We start from the raw sequence: 21,807 nt of genomic DNA, 5'->3' as shown, positions 1-21,807 counted from the left end.
TTAAGGATTTAAAACTCCAAAGTTTTTATCTAACGCACGGTTTAAAAGAAGGACATTCACCCTCTCCTCGCCTATAAAACCCAAAAATTTTCGCTCAATGTATTGATTGACAAGTTCTAGCATCTGAACTTCATCCACATGGCGCTCTTTGGCAATAACCTGAACTTGATAGAGTGCTGCTAATTTCGAGATATGCGGGTCAAGTCCACTACCAGATGTCATAACCAAATCACTGGGAATAACACCGTCGCCAAATCTTACATGTAAAGCTTCTTTACTGGCATCTATTCTATCCAACAAAAGCTTGTTTGTCGGTGCTAAATTACTCCCACTTGAAGAGAGCGCATCGTAGCCATCCTCCCCTGCACTCGAGGGTCTAGCGATAAAATAACCCTCTTTGGAAAAATTTTGTCCGATCAACTCTGAGCCTATAACCACTCCGTTTTCTTTCAGTAAAAGCCCTGAACTCTGAGAGGGGAAAACCCATGCCCCTAAATTGGTGATAACAAGGGGATAGATACCGCCTAGTAAAAATGTCATGACTAAAAGCAATTTAACGGATTGAAGTAGTGTTTTCATAGTCTTCCTTTTACAAAAGATGCAATGTTGCAAGCAACATATCAAGCAGTTTTATCCCCGCAAACGGAACGATAATACCGCCAAGTCCATAGATAACCAAGTTTTTTCCTAGCACCACATCTGCACCCAAAGCTTTATACCCAACCCCTGAAATCGCTAGAGGAATCAGTGCGATGATAATGAGCGCATTAAAAATAACTGCCGATAAAATAGCACTCTCGGGCGATGAGAGGTGCATGATGTTGAGCACTTCCATCTGAGGAAACGCCACGACAAAAAGAGCGGGGATGATCGCAAAGTACTTCGCAATGTCATTGGCTAAACTAAAGGTTGTCAGCGCTCCTCTGGTCATCAAAAGCTCTTTACCTGTCTCAACCACTTCAATGAGTTTGGTCGGAGAGCTGTCCATATCCACCATATTGGCGGCCTCTTTTGCTGCTTGCGTTCCGCTGTTCATCGCCAGCCCGACATCGGCTTGTGCAAGAGCAGGAGCGTCGTTGGTGCCGTCCCCCGTCATCGCTACGGTGAAACCCTCTTTTTGGTAGTTGCGAATAAGCGCTATTTTCGTATCGGGTGTTGCTTCCGCGACAAAATCATCCACGCCTGCTTCGGCGGCAATGGCGGCAGCTGTGATGGGATTATCTCCCGTAATCATCACAGTTTTAATGCCCATACCTCTAAACTCGGCAAATTTCTCTTTGATGGAAGGTTTGATGATGTCTTTGAGATGAATCACCCCTAACACAATGCTTCCCTCGCATACAACCAAAGGCGTGCCGCCTTTTTTACCGATTTGCGTACACATATCGTGTGCCTCTTTGGGGAAGTTCCCACCTTTTGCGGTGACAAATTTTTCAATGGCATCCACCGCCCCTTTGCGGTACTCCTTGCCATCAAGATCAAGCCCGCTCATTCTCGTATAGGCACTAAAAGGGATAAACTGGGCACTTTCAAGATTAGCCGGTTCCTTAGCGCCATAATGATTTTGAGCCAAAGTGACCGTACTTTTCCCCTCTGGCGTATCATCACTCAGCGATGTTAACAGTGCGGCATACGCCAAGGTATCAATCTCCTTGATGTCAATGGGAAGAAATACGCTTGCCATGCGATTACCAAAGGTGATCGTGCCTGTTTTATCGAGTAACAGCACATTGACATCACCCGCAGCCTCTATCGCTTTACCGCTCATTGCAAGGACATTCTTTTTAAGGAGTCTGTCCATCCCCGCAATACCGATGGCACTTAAAAGCCCACCGATTGTTGTAGGAATCAAACAGACCAAAAGCGCAATCAAGGAGACAACAGAAATATCTGCGTTTACATGTAAAGCCATTGGCTTAAGTGTCAACGTCACGACAAGAAAGATGGCGGTCAAGCCCATCAGCAAAATGGAGAGCGCGATTTCATTCGGGCTTTTTTGCCTTTTAGCCCCTTCAATGAGGCTAATCATGCGATCCAAAAACGTCTCACCTGGATTTTTCGTGATCTTGATCGTAATCTCATCACTTAAAACAAGCGTCCCACCTGTAACCGAGTTGCGATCTCCTCCTGATTCACGAATGACGGGAGCTGATTCGCCGGTGATGGCACTCTCATCAATGCTCGCAATGCCCTTAATGACCTCACCGTCGCTAGGAATCACTTCACCGGCACTCACAACGACCACATCGCCTACCCTGAGGCTCTCTGAGCTCACTTTAGTCGTCGTTCCATCATTCCTTAGTTTATTGGCACTGCTACTTTTTTTGCCTGAACGTAACGCACTCGCTTGCGCTTTGCCTCTGCCTTCGGCTAATGCTTCTGCAAAATTGGCAAAGAGAACCGTAAAAAAGAGCCACACAAAGACCCAAAATTCAAATCCAAAAAGAGGAATGTTGCCACGACTGCTTTCAAAAATCCATATAAAACCGGTAATAAATGTACCCAAATAGACCACAAAAATGATCGGATTTTTGAGCTGTTCTTTGGGAGTTAATTTTGTAAGGCATCCTTTGAATGCGTCTTTAATAATCGCTTGGTTATAGCTAGAATTAGGTTGTTTTTTCATGTTTATTCCTTAAAAAGAGATGCGTTCAAGCATCATCAAATGCTCAATCACAGGGCCAAGTGCCAATGAAGGGAAAAACGTAAGCGCTCCCGTTAACACAATAGTTGCTACCAAAAGGGTGATAAAAAGCGCACTTTGTGTATTGAGGGTACCTTTGCCAAAAGGAACGACTTTCTTTCGTGCCAAACTTCCCGCAATGGCAAGCATTGGGATAATCACGCCAAAACGTCCCACAAACATACAGATAGCCAACGCGTAGTTATAGTAAAGCGTATTGCCACTAAGTCCCGCAAAAGCACTACCATTGTTTGCACTGGCAGAACTAAAAGCATAAAGGACTTGAGAAAGCCCATGCGGCCCTGGGTTGGAGATGGAGCTAGTGGCATCTGGGATTAAAAGTGATAAACCCGTAAAAAGAAGGATGCACAGACCCGGAAGCAACACGGCTATGACGGTATAGGTCATCTCCTTCGCTTCAATCTTCTTGCCCATGTACTCAGGGGTTCGACCTATCATGAGTCCTGCTATAAAAACACTTAAAATGACATACGCCATCATGCCGTAAAACCCAGCACCTACACCACCGATGACGATCTCACCGAGCATCATCTGCACCAAGTTGACCATACCTGCAAGCGGCGTAAGACTGTCGTGCATACCATTGACCGCACCGCACGATGCCGCGGTTGTGGCTACCGAGAAAAGAGAGGTTGAAGCGATGCCAAAACGCACCTCTTTGCCTTCCATCGCACTCTCACCTACAATGCCTGAAATTTCAGGATTGCCAAATTTTTCAGAAGCGTAATGCGAGCCTAACATCAGCACAAAAAGAACGACCATCGCGATTAGAATGGAGCGACCCTCACCGCTTTTTTGGCTTATCTTCCCATAGACGAAAAGAAGGGATACGGGCAAGAAGAGAATGGAAATAACCTGCACAAAGTTAGAAAGGGGCGTTGGATTTTCAAAAGGGTGCGCGGAGTTGGCATTGAAAAAGCCACCACCATTGGTTCCTAACATTTTAATCGCCTCTTGCGAAGCCACAGGCCCCATCGGAATGCTCTGATGTGCCCCTTCGAGTGTCACTACGCTGACATAAGGAGCGAAGTTTTGAATGACGCCTTGAGAAATCAAAAAGAGCGCATACCCCAAAGAGAGTGGAAGCAAAACATACAGCGTTACGCGTACCATATCGGCCCAGAAATTGCCGATAGACTCACTCTCTTTAGAGATGATACCGCGCATAAAAGCCACGGCTACTGCAATGCCTGTTGCGGCGGAGAGAAAGTTTTGCACACTGAGCACGAACATCTGAGAGAAATAGCTCATGGTACTCTCGCCACTGTAATTTTGCCAGTTGGTATTGGTCACAAAACTCACCGCAGTATTAAACGCTAACTCAAAGGGGAGCGCGGGTAAGCCTTGTGGATTGAGAGGCAAAAGATGTTGTGACAGAAGTACCACCAACACAAGCACGATGCCAGCACCATTAAAGAGCATCAGTGCTAAAGCGTATTTTTTCCAGTTCATCTCAAGCTGAGGATTGATGCCAGAAAAGCGATAAAAGCTATTTTCTAGCGGCGAGAGGATGGGTGTTAAAACATTTTTCTCCCCAACCACCACTTTGGTAAAAAACCCACTGTACGCTTTTGCCGCACCGAGGAGCAAAATCAAAAAGCCTATAAAAAGGGTTATATCTGCAACCATTGTTTTCCTTTATTAGACTTCTTTCATAACCCTTGAAAAGATAGAGAGTTTGCTGAGAGTGCATTAATTTTTGAAACTCAAAATTGAGTCATAGCCGAAGCTATGGCGATGTTTTTAGTTTCAAAAAGTGATGTGCTATAAGCGATACTCTTTTTTCAATGGGTTATGAAAGAAGTCTATTGGTTATTTAGGAAATTATAGAGCAGATAAAAGTGGGGAAATATTTCGATTTGGGGCTAAAAGATAAGGATTTTGTTAGGATGTAAAAAAGGAAAAAGAACGATTTCCTTTTTTACATGTAAAGATAAATAACTTTTAAAACCTTCAGACAACAAAACGCATAATGAGCATTGCTAGACAACTATTGAGGATACTAATCACCATCAGAAGTGGCCAATATTTTTTAGGAACGTCGGCAACACCTAAGAGTCGTCCCATGTACTGGATTTGGGATGCCATAAGAAAAAGTGCTGGCATTAAAATGCTCACATGAGTCCCTGTTAATACACCTTTGGTAAAAAGACTCAAAGCCATACCCACACCTGCAGAACACGAAAGCCATGTAGATAGAAGTACCGTAACAGCTTCACCTGGTAAGCCAAAAATAGCCATAGCAGGCGCAAAGAGTGTACCAATGGCTTTCATAGCACCTGTCACATTTAAAATTTCAGCAATAACATACGCCATCAAAACATTGGGCATCAAGTTATTGATAGCCATATTAAAGCCCTTGCGAGCGCCGATGACAAAAATATCAAATGGGTTATTCGTTGTTGGAGTTGTTGGACTACTCATTGATAAAATCCTTTTTATAGACCGTATTGAGAACGAAACGTGCACCGATCGCACCGATAAATTTAAAGACAAACACCAACAACAACGGAACGAGGACAGGTATGGTCAATGTTGAAAACACTGCTGAACCAATCGCAAAGTAGTTATTAATCATGCCCGCCCCAGAATACTGCCACGCACACATAATAACCAACTCTTTTTTGGTAATCTGTTTTTCATCGTAAAGCTCTTTGGTTAAAGCAGCTCCTGCATCGGTACTTTGCAAATCCGTAATCATCGCAAGACCAGTAAGACCTGGAATGCCAAGTAACGGTCTTAGCAAGGGTGTTAATAATTTATGTGCTGCTCGAATCGCACCGTAATGGCTAAAAATCTCTAACATACCCAGTGCTAACATCACCGTTGGAACCAAAGAGAGCGCAAATAAAAATCCCGCTTTCGCACTTACACCACCTGAGCCTACAAAGGTACTTTTTCCATCTTGAAGCGTTCCAAATTTTCCTGATAACGTTGTAAAATCAAGTGCGCCAAGCCACTCCATACCATCAACTTTCATAAACAGACCCGAAAAAAATAGTACCGCAAATATCAGTGCGATATAGGCACCAACACCTACTTTCCATTCATCTGGGGATTGATTTTCTACTTCCACCTAAACTCCTTTAAAAATTTTAATTTATAATTATATATTTTAATTATTCTATTTTTATAATGTAGAATGCACAATAAGTCAACAATAAGCAAAATTTAGCCATTCTTTGCGCACTAAAACGCTTTTAAGGATTTCAAAATGTCACGAGTCATTGAGTTATACGATACATTGCATGCCATGCCTGAACTTGGATTTGAAGAGTTTAAAACGGCAGAATTTTTAGCAAATGCCCTAAAAAAGGCTGGTTATACTGTAAGTACAGGTGTGGGTGGTACAGGTGTCATTGGTGTGTACGATAGCGGTGTTGCAGGTCCTACCTTAGCCCTTCGAGCGGACATCGACGCACTTGGTCATTTTATCGATGGAAAGCTTTGCGCCCTGCATTCATGTGGACACGATGCACATGCCTCAATGGTTCTTGCCGCAGCTGAAGAAATTATGGCTCAAAAACTCATCTCTAAAGGCAAACTCAAAATCCTTTTTCAACCTGCAGAAGAGCCTGGCACTGGTGCATTAGCAGTTATAAAAGCTGGAGCAATTGATGATGTGGATATGATCTTAGGGCTTCATGTGCGCCCTCTTTCAGAAGTACCAATGGGCAAATCAACCCCAGCACTCTACCATGGGGCATCCAATCGTCTCAAAGCCATTTTCCACGGTGTTGCCGCCCATGGCGCACGTCCGCATTTAGGGGTGAATGCTATTGATGCGGCTGTTGCTGCCATCACTGCGGTCAATGCGATTCATCTCAACCCATCAGACTCCTACAGTATCAAAGCAACCAAGATGATTGCTGATGCAGGTGTTACCAACGCGATCCCCGATGAAGCAACGGTGATTTGGGATGTAAGGTCTGAGCTCAACGATACCATGGATCTTTTACTGGAACGTGCTACATCAGCCATCAGCGCAGGAGCAGCCACAGTAAGCGCAACAGCGGAGATTAGTACTTACTCCTACATTCCAGCGGCACACTACTCCAAAGAGGCGATTGAGGTACTGTCTAAAGCGATTGTTGATGTTTACGGCAAAGAAGGATTGGCTCCTGAGATTAAAACCGTGGGTGGAGAGGATTTTCACTACTATATCAAAGAGCGACCATCCATTAAAGCGGGGTATTTTGGCTTGGGGTGTGACCTCACTCCTGGACTTCATAATCCTAACATGAAGTTTAATAAAAATGCGATGGAACAAGGAAAAGAAGTTCTTATCTGCGCTACAAAACGCGTTTTAAATTAGAGAAGAGGCGCTCAATGCGCCCTTTTTTAATTGCGTCTTCTATACTCTTCATACCCAAAATGGCTGGTCACTTCATAGCTTCCATCACGGTGTAAAACAGCCAAATCTGGCAATTTCACACCATTAAAGGTAGTGTTTTTAACGATGGTATAGTGGATCATATCTTCAAAGATAAGTTTATCGCCTATTTTCAAAGGTGCATCAAAACTGTAATCACCCATGATGTCACCGGCTAGACACGTAGGTCCTCCCAAGCGGTACAGGTGTGGTTTTTCACCCACATCACCAGCGCCTCGAATCGCAGCACGATAAGGCATTGCTAGAGTATCAGGCATGTGCGCTTCAGCTGAGATGTCAAGGATAGCAATATCCATGCCGTTATGCACGATGTCTTGCACACTCGCAACAAGTGGTCCCGTTTGCCAACCTACCGCTTCTCCGGGTTCTAAATAGACTTTAATGCCATCGTATCGCGCTCTAAAATCGTTAATGATTTTGATGAGTTTTTCGACATTATACCCTTCACGCGTGATGTGATGCCCTCCTCCAAAATTGACCCACTTCATACGAGGAATCAAATCTCCAAAGCGTTTTTCAAATCCTTTTAAGACCTCTTCCAAAGCACTCGCATCTTGTTCGCAAAGCGCGTGAAAATGTAGCCCCTCAATACCTTTTAACTTGTCATACTGCATATTTTCTTTGGTGATACCCAAGCGGCTGTAAAGCCCACAAGGATTGTAAAGATCGACAGGACTTGAAGAGACTTCAGGGTTGAGACGCAAGCCACAACTTGTTTTGCCAATCGCTTTATGTTTGTATTTTTCCCATTGATTGAACGAATTAAAAATAAGATGATCGCTTAATTCAATCACTTCATCAATATCCTCTTCTTTATACGCAGGTGAGTAGGTATGAATCGTGCCTTTAAAGTATTCATTGGCAAATTTAGCTTCATGAAGTCCACTGCACGTACAACCACTCAGGTATTTATCAACAAGTGGCGCGAGTGCTTTAAACGCAAAACCCTTAAGGGCAAGCAAAATGGTAGCACCTGAGCGCTCACTGACCTCTCTTAGAAGAGTCAAATTTTGCTCTAAAAGAATCTCTTCGCACACGTACGCTGGTGTTTGAATATCGTCTAATACCGTTTCTATACGGCTGATTTTTACCATGTTTTTCTCCCAAATTTACACACTAAATGTAACATTTTTCCTCTTAATTATGCAATACAACACAATTGCAACACAATTTAGTCATAATTTAATCATATATTAGTCATAAGTCGATATAAGGTAAATGCTTATTCGAAGCAAAAAGGAGAGGTAATGAACTCACTCAGTATTAAAGTTAAAGCCCTAGTCGTTTTTATCGTTTCAATTTTTTTCGTCGCATCCGTCTCTTTGGTTGTAGTCATCTACAAATCAAACCAACTAGGTCAAACCCAAACCAAAAATGAGGGTGAGCTGATTTTGGATATGAATAAAAACGAACTCAAAGCCTATACGATGATGGCAGAAAAAGCCATTAATACTTTTTACGAAGCCTCTTCATCAGAAACCAATATCGCACAAAAGATCAAAAGCGATGCGATGAGCTTGAAAAAAATCTTAGATGATGTTTATCAGAGTAACAAAGACAAACTCTCCCAAGCAGAACTAAGAACAATGCTTCTCGGCATCATAAACGGATATCGCTATAACAACGATGTAGGCTACTTTTATGCCTATAATCTCGAAGGTGTCAATGTCATTCATCCTATCAACAAAGCGCTTGTGGGTAAAAATCTGATTGACATGAAAGATAAAGAAGGCACATTTATCATCAGAGACATTCTAAAATCTGCAAAAGATGGCACAGGCGTAACAAAATTTATTTTCCCTCACCCTATAACAAAGCAAGACGAGCCAAAACTCTCCTATAACTTCTATTATGAGCCTTTAGATCTTGTTATTGGAACAGGCGATTATGCTTCAAGCATTAAAAAACATTTTCAAGATGAAGCCATTCGTATTTTAGAGAAACTAAGATACGCCGATGATGGCTATTTTTATGCTATCAAGAAAAATGGTAAAGGCGGTTATGAATACGCATTTCATGCCATTAATCCTTCATGGATTGATAAAGAGATCAAAATTGATGATAAAGATTCACAAGGTCGCCCATACAGACAACAGATCATTGACGGTGCTACAAAAAATATTCAAGAAGGCACATTTGTAACGTACAATTTTGCGCATCCTACCACTAAAAAAGATGCTCCAAAAATAGCGTTTGCAAAATATTTTAAAGAATGGGATTGGATCATCGTCTCTGGTGTTTACATCGATAACATTGATGTACATACTGCCAAACAAGGGGAAAAGATAACTGCTAATATCAACAATATGTTGTTTGAGACCGTTGTGGCAGGATTTATTGTCGCTATTATCGCCATTATTGCCATTTATTTTCTTATCACAAGTCTTATTGCACAACCACTCCTTAACCTAAAAGCAACCGCGCACAATTTAGCGGTAGGCGATGGGGATCTTACCAAACAGCTTGAGATTAAAAACAATGACGAAATAGGTGGAGCTTCTCAAGAGATCAATAGTTTTATTGAAAAAGTACGCTCAACCATTGCCCTTGCTAAAGATACCAGTAGTGAAAATGCTTCTATAGCACACGAACTCTCTGTCACAACGCTTCAAGTAGGAAAACGTGTGGAAGACTCAACCACAATTATTAACCAAACAACACAGATGTCTAACACCATCAAACAAGAGATAACCACTTCTGTTGCCAAAGCAAAAGAGTCCAAAGAAGAAGTTATCAAAGCCAATAAAGAGCTAAGAACAGCTCGGGGATTTGTCCAACAATTAGGCGAACGCGTTCAAAATAGCGCACATACGGAAATGGAGCTTGCTCAAAAGATCCAACAATTAAGCAGCGATGCCGATCAGGTCAAAAATGTTCTCACGGTCATCAGTGATATTGCCGATCAGACCAATCTTTTAGCACTTAATGCCGCCATCGAAGCAGCACGTGCGGGAGAGCATGGACGTGGTTTTGCGGTTGTTGCCGACGAAGTGCGCACGTTAGCAGAACGTACCCAAAAAAGTTTAGTGGAGATCAATGCAACCATCAATGTCATTGTTCAAGCTATCATGGACAGTAGCGAACAGATGAATAGAAACTCAAAAGAAGTTCAAGAGCTCTCTGTTATTGCCGAAGATGTTGGCAAAAAAATCAATACGACCGTTGATATTATGGAGTTTGCAACCAACCTAAACGACAAAACGGTCACCGATTATATTAGTACCGGCTCGAAGATCGAAGAGATCGTGAGTAAAATTGAAGAAATCAACACGCTTTCAACCCAAAATACCAGAAGTGTTGAAGAAATAGCAGGAGCGAGTGAGCATCTTAACTCGTTGACTGAAAAACTCAACGCGATTCTCAATAAATTTAGAACATGAGATAAAGCCCTATTTTAGGGCTTTATCTTAATCTTAAATTTTGTATCTTTCCTTATAAAATTCAATTTTAGCTAAAATCTCTTCAACACTTTCAGCAAGTTCACTTCCCATTTTTTCAAACTCATAGGGAAACTCTTTTGCCATAAGTTTCATCAGTGCATACCATATCGGTTTGAAGCGTTCTTTCAACTCATACTCTGGCATTTCCATGAATTTTTTAGTTTGATAGAGTTGTCCTTTTGCCATAAGAAGAGATAAAAACCATTGCACAAAGATCTCTTGTTCCTTTTTAGCTTCTTTTGATGTTAAATATTTTTCAAAAATAATATAACTTTCTTGAAAACTCTCGCACCATATAAGAATCATCGCTAAAACAAATGTATTATGATCATCCTCACAAAACTTATAGCCTTTTTTAGCATATGAAAGAGCATCTTCTCTTTTAATAGAATTTTCAAAATAAACACTTGCTAAGAAGCTATATGAAAACATATCACCTTTTTCAATAGCTTCTCTATAATATTGCTCCGCCTTAGTAAAATCAGATATACTCTGATAAAGATGCCCAATATAGGCTAAAATATTTTTACTAGCACGTTTTGACTGTATTAATACATTAAGAGCCTCTGGTATTTTCTTCTCAATATTCAAATCTTTAGCTTTTAATAGTAACTCAAATTCAGATTGGGATAGCTCTTTACTTAGTTCAGAATTTTGTTTTTCTAAACATTCTTTTGCAGCTTGTTTCAACCGATATTCTGTTGCTAATTCTAAACTTCCCGTATAACTTAAAGCCTCCGTCATGATATGCACAAAAGGTGCTTTAACATTACCATTTTTCATCGTCACTATTAAGTTTTTAGCCCTATTCTCAAGCTCTTCTTGGCTAAACCATGAGACAAAAAACTTCACCAACCATTCAACTCGTTGTCTATCTTTTTTGCGACCATAACGCATCAAGTACCAGATGTTAAAAAAGCGTTCTCTGATTTTATAGATTTTATTTTTGCCTGCGGATTCAGACTCGACGATCTCGTATTTTTCAAGCTGTTTGAGTTGGGACGAGACCGCTTTACTCTCCAACTTTGTTTTTTTAGCAATTTCACTCGTGAACATGCCATCCCAATTCATCGCGATGGTATGGACGATATCTTGAAGTTGTGGGGGCAAGTCATCCATGCGGTGTTTATAAAGCGGTGTTGCCTCATCAAGAATTTTTAAAAGGTCATCAAATGCATTGCCCTCTTCATCTAAAAAGATGTCAAAAAGCATCACGAGTGTTCGGGGCACACCACCTGTCAAACGTCTCAGCGTTTCAACCCGCTCAGGTGTTTTTTCCAAAACAGAGGTGATTCTCTCTTTTTGATCTTCTTTAGCAATGGCAAGTAAAAATTCTTTGCTCTCCTCAAAACTAAGCCCTTTTAATTTAATGATCTTAAAAAACTGGTAAAAAGGTGAACTATAGTCAAAATGCTGCTCAATCATCTTCGTTGAACCGCCGACAATGCGAAGCGTTGAAGAACTCAGCAAAATTTCTCTAAGTCTGTGTTGCTCTTTTTTACTCAGTTTTTCTAGTAGTTCATCGATGTTGTCGATGAGCAAAAGAAGCTTTTTGGATTGTGCTCTGATGGCTTTATCTAAAAGATCAAAACATTTGAGCTCATAATCTTCGTCCTCATAATGCACTTCCATATCATCGGAAATGGTAGGGAAAATCTCTGGGTAAATGACTTGAAGGTACTCCGCTACCTCTTCCCACAATCGACACAATGAGCGAATCTGGTACTGCTCTTCGGCGAATTTTACAGGGAGTAAAAATGCCGACAACGACACATCATTTTTAACATCAAGTTGAAGTTTGCGAAGCAGTGTTGTCTTTCCTTGCCCTCGTTGACCGATGATCAGATAGTTTTGATTTGGCACGTTATAATCAGATGTTTTAAGGTCACTAAAAATGGTTTCCACAATTTCCTTACGCACCGCAAATCGTGATAAAAAATCCTCTTCATTCATCTCATCGGGTGTGTATTTATACCGAGAATAGTTAATTTGCGACATTTTTATACCACCATAGTTTTAAGATAGGAGAGTTAAAGCGATAGATTTTAGGGTTTTCGTTATTGTTGATGTAGCCATCATACACCAGTGCATGAATTATCTCTTTGGCAACTTCATGTTCCAGTCCATATTTGTCAGCAAGATTGCTTATCTCTTTAGACTCTAATGTGCCTTGATCACTAAGTAGATTTAGAATTTCTTTTGCAAATTTAAACTCATCTTTTTCAAAAGCACTTTTAATGCGCGCTAGCCAATGTTCAAAGTGATTTCGATGATCAAGGGCGTGTTCTATCGCTTGATCAACAGTCTCTTTGGAGATTACATGTAAAGATTTTTCAAGGCAAATAGCATGAATCTCTTGAATAATAAGTTGAATATAAAAAGGAATAAGCCACTCTATGCGCTCAAGTAAATAAAAAATTTCGTCACTTTTTATCAAAGTATTTAAAGAGTGCGCAAATTCTGCCGCTTCATCTTTTGATAAAGGGGTAACTTTAATGGAATTTAAGTCGTTAATAAACTTCATTGCATCTAGCTTTGCCACAACGCTCTCTAAACCAATAGAACCTGCATAAACAAAAGTAACTTTAGAGGTAATTTTAGGATTTTGACGAAGGGAGCGATGGGTTTTTAACAGAGATTCTGCTTCGCGAATACTTGCATATTTGATGATATTTTCAATCGTTTGAGCAAACTCATCCATCATAATAATCAGCTTTTTATCACTGTCTATCTCTTTGATTAATTCTTCAAAAGCTTCAGCATAATCAAGCACTTTGCCATCATCAAACTCGATACCAGAAGTGCTAATTTTTTTAATCGAAATGGTCTTAATACGAGCATAAAAAGATTTTAGTACGAGCTTATTTTTATTTTTAAACTCTTCATCCATTAACGCATTAAAAAGTTTATGCCAAAAATCATTTTCACTGTCAGCAGACTCGGTATTGACATATACAACAGCGTAATCGTCTTTTGGTTCGTCTAAAATTTTGTACATGATAGAAGTTTTACCCACACGTCTTGGAGCTACAAGCAAAGGATGGGTGCCGTTTTCAATGGCTTGCCAAATCTTGGCTAGTTCACTTTTTCTATCCCAAAAATCTTTACCGCGTACCGCCTGACCAACAACATTTTTCATTGCTTTGCCTTTTGACAAAAAATTTATTGTCATTATAGTTAACAAAAAATATTTTGTCAAGAAAGCATTAAGTTTTAATCTCCCGCTTTACGCGCTATAACATCCATCCAAGATGTTGGCAAAAGTCGTTTGAGCCATACAAAGAGTTTGGTGGGGAAGGTTACAAGGTAACGAAATTTCGGCTTTTTCGCCTCAATCGCTTGAACTAAAACCTCCAAAACAGCCTCAGCTCCCAACGTAAAAGCACTATCGCCACTTTTTTGAAGCCTTTGAAGTGTTTTAGCGTAAATCTCTTTGTGCGCCGAATGTTCTTGATCGATGTTGGCTAAAAACTTCGCCAGTGCATTTTTGCGAAAATGGCTACGAATAGGACCAGGCTCGATCAAAACAACTTCCACCCCACTTCCATAAAGTTCGAGTCGTAAGGTATCCGCTAAACCCTCAATCGCAAATTTAGAAGCATTGTATGCACCTCGGTAACTCATCGCCACAAAACCCAAAATAGAGCTGTTATAAATGATTTTTCCGCTTTTTTGTTTGCGCATATAAGGAAGCACGAGGTTTGTAAGCTCCTGCGTACCAAAGACATTGGTTTCAAACTGCTCACGAAGCACGTCACGTTTAAGGTCTTCCACAGCTCCAGGTTGTCCGTAAGCGGCATTGTTAAAAAGAACATCAATATGACCACCCGTTTGTGAGAGCATCCAAGCAAGCGCTACATGTAAACTGCTAGAATCACACAAATCGAGCTTAAAAGCATTCAGCCCTTCGGCTTGCAAACGCTTGACATCGGCATCATTGCGACATGTAGCAAAAACGGTGTAACCTAGCTTTGAAAGCCCATGTGCACAGGTATAACCAATGCCCGAAGAACAGCCCGTGATTAAAACTGTTTTCATACGCTAATAACAGTCTCGCCAGAGTTAATCCATGAACTGAGTAATTCACCCGTATAATGGACATCAATGCCACAGGTTTGCAAAGGCGCGGTAATGTCCATCGTGTCGGCGCATTTAAGACACGCCACCACTTTAACGCCATCTCTTATCATCGATTCGACTTTAGCTCTCACTTCCGCATCTTCAGCGATTAAACGTTGTGAAGAACCCCAAACCAGCACTTCCACTTCATCCATCCAACCCTTTAAAATGGCGTTGTGTGCATAAAGACAGACCATCAGTAATGAGGTTTCTTTGTTATCGGTTGTCCATAAGATTTTTGCTTTTTTTGACATGGTGATCCTTTACATGTAAAGTGTCAAAGAGGAGGCTCAAAACTTTACATGTAAAGCTTTGAGCGAGAGATCATATTTTTATAACGCTTTTTAGGCAAAGCCAAAAAAGCTACGCTAGAAGCTCATGGCACTAAAGCTTGCCTTTGCAAGGCAGAGGTTTCTTGCATCATTGCAAGAAACCTATTTAACTTCGAACGTTTCCTCTGGTTTCATTTCGATAATTTTCCAAGGAAGCCCTTGTGTGTTTAACTCATCCATAAATGGTTTTGCATCGAATTGTTCCATATTGAACACACCCTTGCCAGCCCATTTGCCCTCTAACATCATCTTAGCACCGATCATCGCAGGCACACCTGTGGTGTAACTGACTGCTTGAGCACCTGTCTCACGATAACATGCTTGGTGGTCGCACACATTGTAGATGTAGATTTTGCGTTTTTTGCCATCTTTTAGACCTTCAAAGACACAACCGATGTTCGTAAAACCAACGGTTCTCGGTCCCAAACTTGCAGGGTCTGGAAGTAGCGCTTTTAAGAGTTGAATTGGCACGATTTTCACACCATCGACCTCAACTTCATCAATGCGAAGCATGCCGACATTTTCCAAACATTTCATGTGAGTGAGGTAGCTTTGACCAAAGGTCATAAAGAAACGAATACGTTTAAGCCCTTTGATGTTTTGAACCAAAGACTCTAACTCTTCATGGTAGAGAAGGTAACTGTCTTTTGGGCCCACTTCTGGGTAATCCCAGACCATTTTTACTGAAACAGGCTCTGTTTCGATCCATTTACCCTCTTCCCAGTAACGTCCTTTGGAGCTCACTTCTCTAAGGTTAATCTCTGGGTTAAAGTTGGTTGCAAACGCATAACCGTGATCGCCTGCATTACAGTCTAAGATGTCGATAGAGTTGATCTCATCGAAAAGGTATTGTTGTGCGTAAGCACAGAAAACATTGGTGACACCTGGGTCAAAACCACTGCCTAAAAGCGCCATAATGCCAGCATCTTTAAACGCTTTATCTCTTGCCCATTGCTCTTTGTACTCAAATTTTGCGAGATCTGGATGCTCATAATTTGCCGTATCAAGGTAAGGTACATTGGTTTTAACACAGGCGTCCATGATGGTTAAATCTTGGTATGGAAGCGCAATATTCATGACTAACGCTGGCTTGACTTTTTGAATCAACGCAACAAGCGCATCGACGTTGTCTGCATCAATCGCAGCGGTTTCAATGTCTACATGTAAAGATTCTTTGATCTCGTTTGCGATTTGATCGCACTTTGACTTTGTTCTGCTTGCTAAAACAATATGTGAAAAAACATCTTTGTTCATCGCACATTTTTTGGTGACCACACGACTGACACCACCCGCACCAATAATTAATACTGTTGCCATTTCTATCCTTTGAGGTTTCATTATGAGGCTTCTTTAATAAGCGCTATGCACCATAGCCATTATCAAAAAAGCCTAGTATAGACTTTTTTTATTACTGCTTTATTTCATAAGAGTTTTCTAGAACTCTAAACACGCTTTTAGAGCAAAGCTCGAAAAGCTACGCTAACGCTAAGTTTTCCTCGGCGGAATGCCCACGCACCTTTGGTGCTTTCACTTCTTGCAAAATGAATTTTGCAAGAAATTTAAACTATTGAGAACGATGTGCGCGAGCTCTAACGCACGCGCTCGGTGAGAAAAGGCTTTTTTCACGCTCTCATCCAGCTCACCCAGTGTCTGGTTGTAACCACAGGGGATAAACATCGGGTCATACCCAAAACCATTGTTTCCACGAGCCTCCGCTATGGCATCGCCATGCATCCAACCGTGGACACAAAATTCACCTTTTGCACATACAAGCGCAATCGCCGCAGTGTAAAAGGCAGGCGTTTTTGCAATCCCTCTGTCTTTAAGCGTCTGAATAAGTTTGTTCAAATTATCTTTTGCGCTCGCATTCACGCCTGCATAACGCGCGCTGTAAATGCCCGGTTCTCCACCTAAAACGGGTACGCTAATGCCACTGTCATCACTTAAGACGATGTCATTTTTATCTTCTAGCTTCTCATAAACGGCACGTGCTTTAATGAGTGCATTTTCTTTAAAAGTTGTCCCTGTCTCATCAATTTCAAAAGGCGCCATAATATCGCTATAAGCGACGACTTCGTATTCGCTGATCCATGACTGGAACTCTTTTACTTTACCTTGATTGGACGTGGCTAAAATAATTCTCAAACTCTGCTCCAAATACTCAAATGAATCTTTATTGTACCGATTTTTGTTTAAAATTTGGGCTGCATTATCCACACTTCAAGAGGCGCTTTAAGCTCGCCTGCTATCCACTGTGCCCGCTCGCCATACCCCATAAACATATCAGCCCTATTTGGACCTTTGATCGCCCCGCCTGTATCTTGTGCAAAGACAAATTTATCGACACTGTAGTTGGGTGAATGACTTTTAACCGCTAAAAGTGATCCTAGTGGAATGAAACTGCGATCCACCGCGACAGAACGCTCAGGCGTTAAGACAAGCCCCAAACTTCCCGTTGCTTTTTGCTCCATTTTGCGGAAAAAAACATAGCTTGGATTGGTGTTTAGCATAGCATCAATTTGACTTGGATGCGCTAAAAGCCATGCTCTGATACTCTGCAAGGAAATCTCATCAACGCTGGCAAAAATACCGCGGTTCATCATCTCGCGACCCAATGATTTGTACTGATGCCCATTGGAATCTGCATAGCCTATAAAAATGACTTTGCCATCTTCGAGCTCAACCCTGCCAGAGCCTTGCACTTCCATAAAAAAGAGGTCAATTTTATCGTCTACATAACAGAGCACCTCGGCATTGAGCTTACGCTTTCCAATCTCTTCACGGGTATAGTACGGAAGCATTTTGCCTTTTACCGAACGCCCACGCATCTTTTTATCATTTTCACCCACAATCGCCACCAAATCTTTTGGCTTCGCATACACAGGGTACTTGAAGCGCGCGCTTTTTTTCATACTTCCATGAAGCAGTGGCTCATAATAACCCGTTAACATCGAACGTTGCTCGTTTGGATCGATCTTTTTTAACTCAAACGAGTTTTGAAAAAAGGCTCTTGCATCTTTTACATGTAAGGATTGCTCACAAACATTGGCATAGACTTTTTTAGTCAAGGGTGCCGCGCAATTTTGGCGAAACAAGAAGAGCAATTCATCAAAATTTTCATTTTGACTTAGCTTTTCAAAGCGTTCATTTTGTTCTTTGAGAGAAGTTACAAAAGCTTCATCTTGGGGGCTAGGAGCAGATTTTGGAGCACAACCGCTCAACACAAACAGGAGACAGATAAAAAGGGGGAGACTGTATCGCATTTCAATCCATTAAAACATTTTTTCAACTTTTTTGAGCTTTTTACTTCGATTTTATCGCCTCAAACTCAATAACGTATCTAAAAATTATAACATAAAATAACCTTGCTCCAAATTCACCCCAAAGAATCCATAGAATTTTCAAAGTTTAACAAAGGTAAAATCTTTCCTTATTAAATTTCGAGGAATGACATTTTCATGTTCAAAACTATTTTCCCTCTCAGCCTTATTATTTCACTTCGTTTTTTAGGTCTCTTTATCGTCTTACCCGTCCTTTCCGTTTACGCACTTCACCTAGAAGGCTCTAACGAATTGTTAGTCGGTATCACCATCGGTGGGTACGCGCTTACACAGATGTTACTTCAAATTCCTTTTGGCATTATGTCCGACAAAATTGGACGCAAAATTACTATTTTTATTGGACTGGTCATTTTTCTCATTGGTTCGCTTATTTGCGCTTACAGCAGTACCATTTACGGCCTTATGATTGGACGTTTCTTACAAGGTGCGGCTGCCATTGGTGCTGTAGGAACTGCGATGATCAGCGATATGGTCAAAGAAGAGGTGAGAGGTCATGCCATGGCGATCATGGGAGGCTGTATTGCGGCTAGTTTTGCCATTTCGATGATGTTAGGCTCCATAATCGGCGGCTATTATGGGGTTGATAAACTCTTTTTTATTACTGCGGCACTCTCTATTTTTGCGATGATTGTGCTCTATACAAAAGTGCCAAACCCTCCAAAAATCATTCACAACTACGGCGCGGATGAGCGTGAGCTCAAACACATTTTGAAAGATAAAGATCTGATGAAGATGAACATCACCAACATGCTTCAAAAAGGGATGATGACGCTCGCTTTTATGGTCATTCCTATCATTATGGTGCAAGAGTTTGGGTTTGCCAAAAAAGAGCTCTGGATGGTCTATCTACCCGCCATGATCTTTGGTGTACTCGCCATGGGACCTTCCGCGATTTTAGGAGAGAAAAAACACCGCTCCAAAGAGATGCTGATGATCGGCGTGGCACTCTTTGCGATCAGCTACGTGATGATGGGTTATGCACACAAAGCACCATGGTTTATCGTGGGCGTGGTCGTCTTTTTCATCGGCTTTAACATGCACGAACCACTGATGCAGTCCATGGCAAGCAAATATGCTAAAGTTCATCAAAAGGGTGCAGCACTAGGTGTTTTTAACACCTTTGGTTACGCTGGAACATTTATTGGTGGTGTTTTTGGTGGTTATTTCTTACAGCACTTTGGCATTATGGAAATTGCTTGGGTTATCTTCATTATCTGTATTCTCTGGCTCTTTTTAATCGCAAGCCTTAAAAATCCAAGTCATAACAAAAACATTTACCTTCCTTACAGCAGTTTTGATCTGACTCGTGCAGAGCATTTGCATCACGTTATTGGTGTTGTTGAGTGGTACCGCAACGAAAGTGAGCAAATTTTGGTGGTCAAATACGACCGCAATGTCACCAACCAAGAGACTATTTTAGCCGTTATTTCCTAGTCAGTGAGTTATTTCTCCCTTTTTCTCACAAGTTTCGCTTCTGCCACACTTTTGCCAGGTGGAAGCGAAGCGCTTTTTGTCTACTTGCTATCAATCCATCTCAGTCCTCTTTTACTCTTAACCGTTGCGACACTTGGCAATACATTAGGCTCTTTTGTCAATTATGTACTTGGAAAATACGCCACCGATTTTGCCCTCTCTAAAGGCTACATGAAAGAGAAACACCTCAAAAAAGCTTCGTCTCTTTTTGAAAAATACGGTGCGTGGAGCCTTCTTTTCTCATGGCTTCCGATCATCGGCGACCCGCTCACCTTTGTTGCTGGCATCGTCCGTTATGCGTGGTGGAAGTTTGTCATCATCGTTGGATTTGCCAAGTTGGCGCGCTATATTTTTGTCTACCTTGGCTTTTTAGCCATAGCATCATGAACACACCCATCTCTTGCGAATTTTACGACCAACTCATGGTCGCCATAGAGCGAAAAATCCCCTCAACCATTGTCTATCTGGAAAATGAGCAAAGTAGCACCGTTAAAGGTGTTGTCACGACATTGACAATGATAGAATATGAAGAATTTTTGATCTTGCAAGGTGGAAAAAAGATCAATCTTCAAACGATTTTTTCGTTTAATGGGAAAAAACATAAAGAGCGTTGAACGCTTTACATGTAACGTTAAATTTTACACAACCCCCTTCATATACCCGCACATACTCTTTTAGAAGTATCGAAAACCAGCTCATAATAATTATTGCCGTTAAATGGAAACTCGCAAATCACTTCCAAGCCGATTTTTCGTGTATGTGCCGCGTATGAGCGAGCGTTGATTTTATTGATAAATGTCACCAAAATAGGATAGCGCTTTTGCATGCTCTCCAGCGCAAAATTAAACAGTTTTTCCAAAACGCCACTACCTCGCACGCTTTTATCGACGCACACGGGACCATATTGGTACGAGTTGTGAATACTAAGCGTTTGTCCTAGATACGAAAGATTGGGTAAGTTTTCGATCATTTGCGCAAATATCGGCCATGGTGACCAGTATTGCCATGAAGCAGACATCACATAAGCGACAACTTTGCCCTCTTGCAGTGCGATGAAAATTCCTTGTTCTTTTTCGATAATATCATTCAGTTGTTCTTTGCTAAACGCCGTGGTTACAAAACCGTCTTTTTTGTCTTCTTCCAAAATCGAATCAATTTGATATTTTGAATGAAGCGCAAAGATGCCATCTACATCGTTCTTATCCGCAATTTTTAACCGCATACATCATTCCTTAATAAAGATACGAAATCATACCGTTAAAAGGAGTTCTTGTCATTAACCTAAGTTAATTTCATCTCTTTGCGAATGCGTGAAAGTGCCACTTCCGTGATGCCAAGATACGAGGCAATATGATAATTAGCAACCGCACTCTCAATCATCGAATAGTCGTTTAAAAATTTCATGTAGCGCTCTTTCGCACTCAAAAGCAAAAAGTCCGCTTCCCTGCGCTCTTTTTTGACGATCAAACGCTCGTAAATACGCAACATCAAATCATTCCACGCTTGATGCTTTGCACTCAGCACTCTAAAATTTTCATAGCTGATGCACAGCACCGTAAACTCACTCAGTACCTCCACACCAAAAGGAGAGACTTCCTCCTTCATCGAAACAGAGGAGATGCTGCTTAAAAGATGCCCCGGTTTTTCCGCAAACGACTTGTTGAACTCTTTACCATTTTCGCTGATGTAGTAGTAGCGTGCCAACCCTTGAATCAAAAAATAAAAATCTTTGACCTTATCGCCAATGTCAAACAGATGCGCCCCTTTAGGAAGCGTTTTGAGACAAAAGTACTGTGACGCATCTTCCCAAACGTGCATAGGCAAAGGAGATATATCCGTTAATTCGCGATAAAGTATCTCTAACGCTTGTTTTTTTGAGATGAAAGTGACCATAAGGCTCCCTGCGACAAAATATACGGCATCTTCCAATCATAACGCATTTTGAATTAAATTTTATCTTAGTGGTTGAATTGACAAATTTAGTTCTAGAACGAGCAAAGTGCCA

The 21,807-nt window shown here is 41.2% G+C and carries 20 protein-coding genes; 5 read left to right on the top strand and 15 right to left on the bottom strand.

What is annotated here, in order from left to right; genetic code table 11:
• From kdpC to N0B29_RS09760, 5 genes are all read right to left on the bottom strand, one after another.
• The gene (gene kdpC, locus N0B29_RS09780) at positions 1–579 is read right to left on the bottom strand and encodes a potassium-transporting ATPase subunit KdpC (protein WP_263833535.1); all 579 of its coding nucleotides are present in this window, start codon (positions 577–579) and stop codon (positions 1–3) included.
• Between the two features lie 10 nt (positions 580–589).
• Complete coding sequence (gene kdpB / locus N0B29_RS09775) at positions 590–2,626, bottom strand: potassium-transporting ATPase subunit KdpB (protein ID WP_263833534.1); 2,037 nt, start codon at positions 2,624–2,626, stop codon at positions 590–592.
• Between the two features lie 9 nt (positions 2,627–2,635).
• Positions 2,636–4,333, bottom strand: coding sequence for a potassium-transporting ATPase subunit KdpA (gene kdpA / locus N0B29_RS09770; RefSeq protein WP_263833533.1), 1,698 nt, complete (start codon positions 4,331–4,333; stop codon positions 2,636–2,638).
• Positions 4,334–4,657: 324 nt separating this feature from the next.
• Positions 4,658–5,128: a YjiG family protein gene (locus N0B29_RS09765; RefSeq protein WP_041958773.1), complete on the bottom strand. Its 471-nt coding sequence runs from the start codon at positions 5,126–5,128 to the stop codon at positions 4,658–4,660.
• A complete protein-coding gene (locus N0B29_RS09760) occupies positions 5,121–5,780 on the bottom strand; it encodes a nucleoside recognition domain-containing protein (RefSeq protein WP_263833532.1) in 660 nt (219 codons plus the stop codon). The genes N0B29_RS09765 and N0B29_RS09760 overlap by 8 nt, the downstream gene beginning before the upstream one ends.
• Positions 5,781–5,918: 138 nt before the next feature.
• Between N0B29_RS09760 and N0B29_RS09755 the strand changes: the two genes are divergently transcribed.
• Positions 5,919–7,019: an amidohydrolase gene (locus N0B29_RS09755; RefSeq protein ID WP_263833531.1), complete on the top strand. Its 1,101-nt coding sequence runs from the start codon at positions 5,919–5,921 to the stop codon at positions 7,017–7,019.
• 26 nt (positions 7,020–7,045) lie between these two features.
• On the opposite strand, the gene nspC is transcribed toward N0B29_RS09755, so the two are convergent.
• Complete coding sequence (gene nspC, locus N0B29_RS09750) at positions 7,046–8,191, bottom strand: carboxynorspermidine decarboxylase (RefSeq protein ID WP_263833530.1); 1,146 nt, start codon at positions 8,189–8,191, stop codon at positions 7,046–7,048.
• A 153-nt stretch (positions 8,192–8,344) separates the two neighbouring features.
• Between nspC and N0B29_RS13035 the strand changes: the two genes are divergently transcribed.
• A complete protein-coding gene (locus tag N0B29_RS13035; protein ID WP_318526702.1) occupies positions 8,345–10,477 on the top strand; it encodes a methyl-accepting chemotaxis protein in 2,133 nt (710 codons plus the stop codon).
• A 33-nt stretch (positions 10,478–10,510) separates the two neighbouring features.
• Here the strand turns inward: N0B29_RS13035 and N0B29_RS09735 are convergent, their stop codons facing one another.
• The 7 genes from N0B29_RS09735 to mltA form a co-directional block, all read right to left on the bottom strand.
• On the bottom strand, positions 10,511–12,535 hold the full coding sequence (locus N0B29_RS09735; protein WP_263833529.1) for an AAA family ATPase: 2,025 nt from the start codon (positions 12,533–12,535) through the stop codon (positions 10,511–10,513).
• Positions 12,522–13,676 (bottom strand): ATP-binding protein, encoded by a 1,155-nt coding sequence (locus N0B29_RS09730; RefSeq protein WP_263833528.1) that lies wholly within the window; start codon positions 13,674–13,676, stop codon positions 12,522–12,524. Before N0B29_RS09730 ends, N0B29_RS09735 begins: the two co-directional genes overlap by 14 nt.
• Before the next feature lie 74 nt (positions 13,677–13,750).
• Positions 13,751–14,575 carry an SDR family NAD(P)-dependent oxidoreductase gene (locus tag N0B29_RS09725; RefSeq protein ID WP_263833527.1) on the bottom strand — a complete coding sequence of 275 codons (825 nt, stop codon included), beginning with the start codon at positions 14,573–14,575 and terminating at the stop codon, positions 13,751–13,753.
• Positions 14,572–14,910, bottom strand: coding sequence for a hypothetical protein (locus N0B29_RS09720; protein WP_263833526.1), 339 nt, complete (start codon positions 14,908–14,910; stop codon positions 14,572–14,574). Before N0B29_RS09720 ends, N0B29_RS09725 begins: the two co-directional genes overlap by 4 nt.
• Before the next feature lie 180 nt (positions 14,911–15,090).
• Positions 15,091–16,305, bottom strand: a complete 1,215-nt coding sequence (locus N0B29_RS09715) for a saccharopine dehydrogenase family protein (RefSeq protein ID WP_263833525.1) — start codon at positions 16,303–16,305, stop codon at positions 15,091–15,093.
• 210 nt (positions 16,306–16,515) lie between these two features.
• Positions 16,516–17,133 carry an RdgB/HAM1 family non-canonical purine NTP pyrophosphatase gene (gene rdgB / locus N0B29_RS09710; RefSeq protein WP_263833617.1) on the bottom strand — a complete coding sequence of 206 codons (618 nt, stop codon included), beginning with the start codon at positions 17,131–17,133 and terminating at the stop codon, positions 16,516–16,518.
• A 47-nt stretch (positions 17,134–17,180) separates the two neighbouring features.
• On the bottom strand, positions 17,181–18,251 hold the full coding sequence (mltA, locus tag N0B29_RS09705) for a murein transglycosylase A (protein ID WP_263833524.1): 1,071 nt from the start codon (positions 18,249–18,251) through the stop codon (positions 17,181–17,183).
• A gap of 195 nt (positions 18,252–18,446) precedes the next feature.
• Between mltA and N0B29_RS09700 the strand changes: the two genes are divergently transcribed.
• Genes N0B29_RS09700 through N0B29_RS09690 form a run of 3 tightly spaced genes read left to right on the top strand, consistent with a single transcriptional unit; the run spans position 18,447 to position 20,416 of the window.
• The gene (locus N0B29_RS09700) at positions 18,447–19,763 is read left to right on the top strand and encodes an MFS transporter (protein WP_263833523.1); all 1,317 of its coding nucleotides are present in this window, start codon (positions 18,447–18,449) and stop codon (positions 19,761–19,763) included.
• 3 nt (positions 19,764–19,766) lie between these two features.
• The gene (locus N0B29_RS09695) at positions 19,767–20,189 is read left to right on the top strand and encodes a YqaA family protein (protein WP_263833522.1); all 423 of its coding nucleotides are present in this window, start codon (positions 19,767–19,769) and stop codon (positions 20,187–20,189) included.
• Positions 20,186–20,416 (top strand): transcriptional antiterminator Rof, encoded by a 231-nt coding sequence (locus tag N0B29_RS09690; RefSeq protein WP_263833521.1) that lies wholly within the window; start codon positions 20,186–20,188, stop codon positions 20,414–20,416. The genes N0B29_RS09695 and N0B29_RS09690 overlap by 4 nt, the downstream gene beginning before the upstream one ends.
• A gap of 38 nt (positions 20,417–20,454) precedes the next feature.
• Here the strand turns inward: N0B29_RS09690 and N0B29_RS09685 are convergent, their stop codons facing one another.
• Both N0B29_RS09685 and N0B29_RS09680 read right to left on the bottom strand, forming a co-directional pair.
• On the bottom strand, positions 20,455–21,024 hold the full coding sequence (locus N0B29_RS09685) for a GNAT family N-acetyltransferase (RefSeq protein ID WP_263833520.1): 570 nt from the start codon (positions 21,022–21,024) through the stop codon (positions 20,455–20,457).
• A gap of 59 nt (positions 21,025–21,083) precedes the next feature.
• Positions 21,084–21,695 (bottom strand): Crp/Fnr family transcriptional regulator, encoded by a 612-nt coding sequence (locus tag N0B29_RS09680; protein ID WP_263833519.1) that lies wholly within the window; start codon positions 21,693–21,695, stop codon positions 21,084–21,086.
• Positions 21,696–21,807: the final 112 nt, after the last annotated feature.

The sequence above is a fragment of the Sulfurospirillum oryzae genome, assembly GCF_025770725.1.
GTDB classification, from domain to species: Bacteria; Campylobacterota; Campylobacteria; order Campylobacterales; family Sulfurospirillaceae; genus Sulfurospirillum; species Sulfurospirillum oryzae.
The sequence above is the reverse complement of the archived record's forward strand: the minus strand, read 5'-3'. Positions and strand labels throughout refer to the sequence as shown.

What these genes read in the sequence shown, in the direction of transcription:
- mltA (WP_263833524.1), bottom strand. Translation starts at nt 18,251, where the DNA reads ATGCGATACAGTCTCCCCCTTTTTATCTGTCTCCTGTTTGTGTTGAGC.
- N0B29_RS09720 (WP_263833526.1), bottom strand. Translation starts at nt 14,910, where the DNA reads ATGTCAAAAAAAGCAAAAATCTTATGGACAACCGATAACAAAGAAACC.
- kdpC (WP_263833535.1), bottom strand. Translation starts at nt 579, where the DNA reads ATGAAAACACTACTTCAATCCGTTAAATTGCTTTTAGTCATGACATTT.
- N0B29_RS09680 (WP_263833519.1), bottom strand. Translation starts at nt 21,695, where the DNA reads ATGGTCACTTTCATCTCAAAAAAACAAGCGTTAGAGATACTTTATCGC.
- N0B29_RS09685 (WP_263833520.1), bottom strand. Translation starts at nt 21,024, where the DNA reads ATGCGGTTAAAAATTGCGGATAAGAACGATGTAGATGGCATCTTTGCG.
- N0B29_RS09725 (WP_263833527.1), bottom strand. Translation starts at nt 14,575, where the DNA reads ATGAAAACAGTTTTAATCACGGGCTGTTCTTCGGGCATTGGTTATACC.
- N0B29_RS09755 (WP_263833531.1), top strand. Translation starts at nt 5,919, where the DNA reads ATGTCACGAGTCATTGAGTTATACGATACATTGCATGCCATGCCTGAA.
- N0B29_RS09715 (WP_263833525.1), bottom strand. Translation starts at nt 16,305, where the DNA reads ATGGCAACAGTATTAATTATTGGTGCGGGTGGTGTCAGTCGTGTGGTC.
- N0B29_RS13035 (WP_318526702.1), top strand. Translation starts at nt 8,345, where the DNA reads ATGAACTCACTCAGTATTAAAGTTAAAGCCCTAGTCGTTTTTATCGTT.
- N0B29_RS09690 (WP_263833521.1), top strand. Translation starts at nt 20,186, where the DNA reads ATGAACACACCCATCTCTTGCGAATTTTACGACCAACTCATGGTCGCC.
- nspC (WP_263833530.1), bottom strand. Translation starts at nt 8,191, where the DNA reads ATGGTAAAAATCAGCCGTATAGAAACGGTATTAGACGATATTCAAACA.
- N0B29_RS09765 (WP_041958773.1), bottom strand. Translation starts at nt 5,128, where the DNA reads ATGAGTAGTCCAACAACTCCAACAACGAATAACCCATTTGATATTTTT.
- N0B29_RS09735 (WP_263833529.1), bottom strand. Translation starts at nt 12,535, where the DNA reads ATGTCGCAAATTAACTATTCTCGGTATAAATACACACCCGATGAGATG.
- kdpB (WP_263833534.1), bottom strand. Translation starts at nt 2,626, where the DNA reads ATGAAAAAACAACCTAATTCTAGCTATAACCAAGCGATTATTAAAGAC.
- N0B29_RS09700 (WP_263833523.1), top strand. Translation starts at nt 18,447, where the DNA reads ATGTTCAAAACTATTTTCCCTCTCAGCCTTATTATTTCACTTCGTTTT.
- N0B29_RS09730 (WP_263833528.1), bottom strand. Translation starts at nt 13,676, where the DNA reads ATGAAAAATGTTGTTGGTCAGGCGGTACGCGGTAAAGATTTTTGGGAT.
- kdpA (WP_263833533.1), bottom strand. Translation starts at nt 4,333, where the DNA reads ATGGTTGCAGATATAACCCTTTTTATAGGCTTTTTGATTTTGCTCCTC.